The sequence below is a fragment of the Corynebacterium sp. genome, assembly GCF_022712275.1.
Classification (GTDB): domain Bacteria; phylum Actinomycetota; class Actinomycetes; order Mycobacteriales; family Mycobacteriaceae; genus Corynebacterium.
The window spans coordinates 1-5447 of sequence record NZ_JALAGU010000006.1; the positions used below are offsets into that span (position 1 = coordinate 1).

Annotated in this window: 7 protein-coding genes; all 7 read right to left on the reverse strand. The window is 66.7% G+C overall.

Annotated elements, in window-relative coordinates:
* Window positions 1-98: 98 nt before the first annotated feature.
* The 7 genes from Q0A27_RS00745 to Q0A27_RS00775 all read right to left on the reverse strand — a co-directional run bounded on the left by Q0A27_RS00745 (window position 99) and on the right by Q0A27_RS00775 (window position 5410).
* Entirely contained in the window at window positions 99-1943 is a 1845-nt protein-coding gene (locus Q0A27_RS00745; protein WP_291473177.1) for an HK97 family phage prohead protease, read from the reverse strand.
* A gap of 216 nt (window positions 1944-2159) precedes the next feature.
* On the reverse strand, window positions 2160-2381 hold the full coding sequence (locus Q0A27_RS00750) for a hypothetical protein (protein WP_291473178.1): 222 nt from the start codon (window positions 2379-2381) through the stop codon (window positions 2160-2162).
* The gene (locus Q0A27_RS00755) at window positions 2374-2601 is read right to left on the reverse strand and encodes a hypothetical protein (protein ID WP_291473179.1); all 228 of its coding nucleotides are present in this window, start codon (window positions 2599-2601) and stop codon (window positions 2374-2376) included. The genes Q0A27_RS00750 and Q0A27_RS00755 overlap by 8 nt, the downstream gene beginning before the upstream one ends.
* Window positions 2598-4232: an AAA family ATPase gene (locus Q0A27_RS00760; RefSeq protein WP_291473180.1), complete on the reverse strand. Its 1635-nt coding sequence runs from the start codon at window positions 4230-4232 to the stop codon at window positions 2598-2600. The genes Q0A27_RS00755 and Q0A27_RS00760 overlap by 4 nt, the downstream gene beginning before the upstream one ends.
* A 111-nt stretch (window positions 4233-4343) precedes the next feature.
* On the reverse strand, window positions 4344-4622 hold the full coding sequence (locus Q0A27_RS00765; protein ID WP_291473181.1) for a hypothetical protein: 279 nt from the start codon (window positions 4620-4622) through the stop codon (window positions 4344-4346).
* 2 nt (window positions 4623-4624) lie between these two features.
* Window positions 4625-4966: a hypothetical protein gene (locus tag Q0A27_RS00770; protein WP_291473182.1), complete on the reverse strand. Its 342-nt coding sequence runs from the start codon at window positions 4964-4966 to the stop codon at window positions 4625-4627.
* A gap of 3 nt (window positions 4967-4969) precedes the next feature.
* On the reverse strand, window positions 4970-5410 hold the full coding sequence (locus tag Q0A27_RS00775) for a hypothetical protein (RefSeq protein ID WP_291473183.1): 441 nt from the start codon (window positions 5408-5410) through the stop codon (window positions 4970-4972).
* Window positions 5411-5447: the final 37 nt, after the last annotated feature.

Here is a 5447-nt window from a genome sequence, read left to right on the forward strand (position 1 = left end):
ACCGAGGGCTAACCGCCAGGGGAGGGATTGCCTCCCATCCCCCCGAAACCTGACCCGGGGTCTGGATCGCCGTGATTCTCGACCCCCTCCCCTGGCGGTTAGCCCTCGGTGCCGGCGGTGAGGGCGAGGGAGACGACGCCGGCCTCACGCTTGACGACCGGGCAGAACCGGCCCTCCGTACGGAAGGACAGTTCGTTGCGCTCGAACTCCTCGCCGGAGCTGTTGAACGCGACCTTGACCTGACCGTCGTGGAACAGTTCGACTGCCCCGTCAGCGATGACGTAGCCGGCACCGTCGGCGAGGCGGTGGGAGGTGACGACCGGAACACCCCAGAGGGTGCCGTTGGTCTGGTCGACGGGGGCGGAGTTGAACAGGAACGTGCCGGCCCCGGCGGCCTTGGTGGTTTCCATGCGGGCCCAGTCCGAGGGGCTGAGGACCACGGCGACCGGGGTGAGTCCGGTGGCCTGCAGCTGGTTGATGCCCATCCGGGCGGTGGTGAACGCGTCGGTGGTGTACGCCTGGGCGAGCTTGCCGGTGGCCGCGGCGATCTCCTCGACGGCCCACGCTTCGACTGCTTCGTGCACGCCGACGATCATCTCGGAGCTGATGAAGGAGTTCAGGCCGGTGACGTCGGAGAGGATGTACTCGTCGATGCCGCGGACGATGTGGGCGACGACTTCGAGGGTGGAGTCGACGCGGGTGAACTTCAGGTCGGACTTCGGCTTCTCGGCTCCGGTGGCAACACGGGCGGCCTTGAGGTCGCGGGCGGTCTGCTTGAGGTAGGAGAACTCCGGGGTGGTGAGGCGGGTGGCGGGGATGATGTCGAGGATGGTGGTGCCGGCGTGCTCGATGCCGGTGATGTCTCCGACTGCGGTGGAGACGGTGAGGGAGCCGGCACCGCTGGTGATGCCCTTGGTGTGGATCTCGTCGACGGCGCGGCGGGCGACTTCGGTGCGGGCCTTGGCGGTGAGGGGCAGGTTGTCGGTCATGGGGGTGTCCTCCTTGGACTGGTTGTGGTCGTGGTAGTAGATGGGGGCGTTGTCCCCGAGGGTCATGGACTTGAGTTTTCGCATGATTTCCTCGTCCCTGCGGTTGTCGTCGCGGGCCTTGGCGTTCGAGCGGGGAAGGTCGAGCAGGGCGAGGTCAGCATCGGAGAGGTCCCGGTGCTCGTCGCGGGCCTTGGTGATGATGTGGAGTGCGGCCTTCTTCTCGGTGGCGGCGATCGTTACCGCGTCGAGGCGGTCGCCGATCTTCCGGTTCCTCACATTCAGGCCGGTGAGGGTGCCGCCGGTGAGGGCGGTGAAGTAGTCGTCTGCGGCGGCGGTGGTCTCGCTCTTGACGCGCATGGTGTCGAGGGCGGTGGCGAGGGCCTGGGGGCCGTCGGCTGTCTGGATGGACTTCAGCAGGCCGGACAGCTGAGCGGTGGCCTGCTCTTCACGGCGGCGTCGGGCGTCCTCATCGTTGAAGCTCTTCACGTCGGTGATGAGTGCCTCGGGGTTCGCGGGCATCATGACGAGGGAAACCTCGATGAGGTCGATCTCATTGATGAGGTAGCCGTCCCCGTCGGGGTTCGGCTCGTAGTCGGTGTAGTTGAATCCGATGCTCATCGCGTTGATGCGGCGACCCTTGCAGAGGTTGTAGACCTTGGTGCCGGTCTCGTCGTCGTCGAGCTGGATGGTGACGTAGAGGCCGTGCTCGTCCTCGGTGGCGTTGTCGATGTAGCCGACGTGACTGCCGAGGGTGGTGTCGTGCTGGAACAGGACGGGGATGCGGGTGCCCTCGGCCTGGTGCTTCTGGATCGTGTTGGTGAAGGCGCCGGGGGCGATGGTGTCGCCGTAGTGGTCGACGCTGTTGAAGGTCGAGGCGTAGCCGGCGACGGTGTGGCCGTCAGTGTCGTCGGTGCTCTTGATGGCACGGGCTGACAGTTTCGTGACTAGGGTCATGAGGATTTTCCTTCATGGAATGAGAGTTGACTGTTCGCACACTGGTGCGACCTATCCTTGGGCGGCTGTCTGGCGGCGGAGCCTGTGGGGCTCTGTACGCGGCCTTCGACGTTGTGGCGGCTCAGGGTGGTTCTCTATCTCGCGGCCCCGATTGCCGGCTGACCCCTGGGGGTCGGCGGGTGCCGGGCGGCGGCGTCGAACTCAGGATCGACTGTATCACGGGTGGTCCGGGTCGTCGAGGGCGGTGTCGAGGTCTACGCGGTGGGTGGTGCGGTAGCCGGGGTGGCGTCCGGTGAGCTGGTACAGGGTGGTGAGCTCGGCAATGGCCGTGTCGACGGCGGCGCGGGCGCGCAACGTCTGGTTACGGACGGCGGGCTGTGAACCTCGGGGCTTCAGGTCGCGGTGCAGGGCCCAGAGGGCGGCGAGATGGTCAGGCATCGGGGGTTCCTTTCTGGCGGGTGAGTTCGGTGGCGTCGATCAGAGCATCGGCGATCAGGTGGGCGCGGGGGCTGCGGAGCTCGACGATGGTGTCGCCGATTCGTAGGCGCGGCACGATGCGTTTCCGGCTGGAGGTGGCGAAGACGGCCACGGGCTCTCGGGCCCATCCGCGGCCCGGGCGGAAGACACGGGCGGTGAAGTTGGTGAGGTCGTCGGTCATGCGAGGTCCTTTCGGATGTACCGGCCGCGATGGTCGACGGTGACCAGACCGGCGGTGGCGAGTGCTTCGAGGCGGACGGGTGCGGCATCGCGGGTGAGGCCGGGGACTGAGCCGGCGACGGTCGCCGGGGCTAGTCCGTACTCGGTGTCGAGGGCGGCGAGGATGTCAGCGTCGGACGGTTCGGTGAGCTCCGGGACGACGGCGAGGGAGGGTCGCACTGCCCCAGTTGCGTCACCGGTTGCGACAGCCGTTGAACCTGTCGCAGCTGCATTTTCCGGCCCAGTTGCGACACGCTGTTTTGCCTGTTCAGGCCCAGTTGCGACAGTTGCGACACTCGTCAATGGCACGGGGACAGTCGCGACAGCCTCGACAACGGGGAGCGACCAGTGTGCGACCCGAGGGAACCCCTTGTAGTCGGCTACTCCTCCGATCTTCTTGAAGGCACGTTCCAGAGTCCGGGCGACGGTCAGACCGACCTTCTGCGCTTCGGCGAGGACGACCTTTTTCGGGTGATCCCCGTGGCCGGCGAGGAAGTCAGTGAGCCATACTTCGGCGTCAGTCCGGTTGTCCGACTCAGCTAGCTCGGTGTCCGGGAGGAGGAGATCGGAACCGTCCTCGTCGCACTCACCGATCCAGTCGATGCGCCCGACCTCCGTTCGCCTTCCGTCGTCGGTGGTGATCTCAGCGGAGACGACCTTCGCCTCCATCGTGCGGATCCGCGGCGCGAGATTCGCCTTGGAGTTCCAGACCTTCACCGTCTCGTTTTTCTTGTCCTGGGCGACGGCGATGACGGAGCGGGCGACCTGCTGCCACGCAGACGAGCCCATGATGAGGTTTCCGGTGTCCGCACTGCCCTTCTTCGCAGAGAAGTGGACGAGGCAGACGAACGTGCAGTCGGCGTCCTGGGCGACGCGGTGCATGGGTTCGAGGAACCGACGAATATCGAGGTCATCGTTGCCCTTCAGCTTCGAGGACATCACGGACTTTGCGGCGTCGAGGACAACCAGGCCGATGCCCTCCTCCTCGATGAAGCGACGGAGGATTGGGTAGTCGCCGGGGAGATCGAGGGCACCCTCGTAGGTCACGCCGGGATCGTCGGGGTCGGGGACAGACGCGGCGAGGAACATCACCCGGTCGAGATCCGCGCCGGCGGCGGTGAGCCGGGGCACAACGGTGTGCTCGGGACTGTCCTCGGTGACGACGTAGGCAACATTCATCGGGGTGCCGGTGAGCTGACCTCGGGTGGCCTGGGCTACCCAGTCGACGGCGATGGTGGACTTGCCGATACCCTCACGGCCACCCAGCAGGGTGACGGAACCGCGGGGCACCCAGCAGTCGAGGAGCCAGTCGACGGCTTCGGTGCGGACACCGGAAGCGCGAGTGAAGGTGATCTTCCGCCGGGCCGGGACGCTCTCGGATGTGCCGGGGTGGGTGGTGTTGAACTCGTCGACGCTTTTCTCGGCGATCTTCGCGGCCTGGGCGGCCAGGCGCCGGTCGGAGGCGTCGGGTCCGGGGTGGTCCCGAACCTCGGCGGCGAGTTCCGCGGCGAAGTCCTCCATGCCCGGGGGGACGTCTGTGGGGTCGGCTGAGTAGGCGTCGGTGTTGACGTCAGCCTTCCGTGACGGGGACACGGTGTCTCCTATCTGTTGAGGGGAATGGGATTCGGTGGGCGTGGAGGATCTGCGGGTCAGTCGGTGGTGGCCGGTGTGCCTCGGCGGCTAGCGGCAGGGACTGGCGGCGAGTCAGGCCGCGCGGTCGTAGTCCCTCATGGCTCGCTCAGAGCTCCGGGCGATGAGGTGGCGGAGTGGTTCACGGCGGTGGACCGGGAGGCGCTGAACGGCACGCCACGCGTCCCGGTGGATCTGCAGTTGCTCGTCGAGCGTCGGGACACTACGCGGTGCCCTGGGGTGGGTGTATGCGGTGCGGCGGGTCTTCACGGTGTGCCTCCGGTCGGTGATGAGCAGGACGGCGATGAGGACCCAGAGCGGCCACATGGCGGCGAGGGTGAGGAAGAACAACACGGTCACCACCCATTGCAGATCTCATACGCGCGGGCGTCGAAGTCCTGGGGGCGAAGCGCGCTCTCAGCGACGCACCACAGGGCGGCACGGCGAGTGATGTCTTCCCCGTTCTCCATGTCGTCGAGGAGGAAGGTCACGGCGAGGGCGGCGAGGTCGATGTCACGGAAGCGGATCGCGGGCCGGCCGTTGATGCTGATGCACCAACTCCACCAGTCGGCTCCAGACGTCGGATGCAGCGTGAGGTGGTGCGGGGTGGCATAATCGGAAGAATGAGCGGCCTGGTAGTCACTCTTCACCGTCGTCTCGGCTGCAACCGGGGCGGCGGTTTCTTCGTTGCGATGCATCGTTCACGCCTCCCGGAGGACAGGACGGGTACCGCGGGACAGGATCGAGGAGGGATCATCCGCGGAGACCGGGCGCAGGAGAGCGCGGGTCACCGCACCGGTGAGCAGGTCGGCACCAGCGAGTGCCTGCTGCAGATCCAGCGGCAGCGTGCCGGCGGACGTGGCGATGAAGAGGCCGTTCTCGTCCTCACCGACGGTGACGTCGATCAGGTCGTCGTCGTCGAGTTCCTCCTCGTCGCCGGGGAAGCTGGTGCACTCCCAGATCACCCGGTCCACCTCGTCGAGATGGTCGGACGGGAAGCTGGGGACGGTGCTGATACCGCGGTAGAGGAGGATGTCAGCGGCCTCGTACGAGCAGGTCTCATGCTCACGGTCGCTGTTGGCAAAGAGGCGGGCGGCGCGGCGGCGGATCTCGCCGGCGAGGTAGTCGCGGTCACTGGTCATTGGTGGTCTCCTGTTCGGTCGGGGTAGTGGGTTTCGG

What these genes read in the sequence shown, in the direction of transcription:
- Q0A27_RS00775 (WP_291473183.1), bottom strand. Translation starts at nt 5,410, where the DNA reads ATGACCAGTGACCGCGACTACCTCGCCGGCGAGATCCGCCGCCGCGCC.
- Q0A27_RS00750 (WP_291473178.1), bottom strand. Translation starts at nt 2,381, where the DNA reads ATGCCTGACCATCTCGCCGCCCTCTGGGCCCTGCACCGCGACCTGAAG.
- Q0A27_RS00755 (WP_291473179.1), bottom strand. Translation starts at nt 2,601, where the DNA reads ATGACCGACGACCTCACCAACTTCACCGCCCGTGTCTTCCGCCCGGGC.
- Q0A27_RS00745 (WP_291473177.1), bottom strand. Translation starts at nt 1,943, where the DNA reads ATGACCCTAGTCACGAAACTGTCAGCCCGTGCCATCAAGAGCACCGAC.
- Q0A27_RS00770 (WP_291473182.1), bottom strand. Translation starts at nt 4,966, where the DNA reads ATGCATCGCAACGAAGAAACCGCCGCCCCGGTTGCAGCCGAGACGACG.